General features: G+C 61.4%; 1 pseudogene. It reads left to right on the top strand.

Going from position 1 to position 821, the window contains the following annotated elements:
• Nucleotides 1-30: 30 nt before the first annotated feature.
• Nucleotides 31-821: pseudogene (locus tag EKA13_RS27995) on the top strand (LysM domain-containing protein); the annotation flags it as partial.

Below are 821 nucleotides of genomic sequence, written 5' to 3' on the forward strand. Positions count from 1 at the left end.
GTGCTCATCGCCCAGCAGAATGGGTCTAGCGTGCCAGAGGTACTGGCCCTCAACCCGATCATCAAGGATCCCGATGTGATCAAGGTAGGCTGGCAACTGAACCTGCCTGCTACGCCGTCACAGATACCGTTGCCGCCCCTCAGTTTTGCCAATGACCAGACCTGCCTTTCCATTAAAGGCCGAACCGAATGCCAGGAAGAACTGGTCGATGTAGTCCATGTGACAGGCTCGCCGCACCTGTGCGTGTTGACCGCCCCGCAGGCCAAGGCCCTGAAACAGGAAGTCGCCTTCGTTCGCGAACTGATGGACGAACTGCATGAAACGCTGGCAGCCGCCCAGCCTGTCAGCCACTGCGCCCGCATCGAAGTGCCTTATGCCGCGTGCAATTGCACCCGTTGCGTCAAAGAGGACTGGACGTTTAAGGCCGAAGCCGCAGGCGTGCTGACCCGTGAGGCGCCGGTCGAACCTGCTGAGCCGAGCACACCAGCGCCGACGACCGAGGAAGATTTGTCCGGGCAACTCTATACGCTGCAGGAAGCCCGCGACTGGTACCAACGCTATGAGCCCAGCCTGTTCTCGGGCAGCCGCAGCGAAAGCAACTGGGAACAACTGCAGCAGCAGAAAGTGCAGGATATCGACGCGCAAATCACCGAACTGCGCACGCAGTTGGCTGCCCAGCGCAAGGGCGAAGCCGAAGCCAGCAGCAACCGCTCCACGGCGGCCATGCCCGACCTCAAGCACGGCCAGGGCCGTGAGCGCAGAGCAGAACAAGGGCATCAGCAGCGCACCGGCCTGCATGTGGTGGAAGTGATCCTGTTCAG

The organism is Pseudomonas defluvii (genome assembly GCF_001695625.1).
Lineage (GTDB): Bacteria > Pseudomonadota > Gammaproteobacteria > Pseudomonadales > Pseudomonadaceae > Aquipseudomonas > Aquipseudomonas defluvii.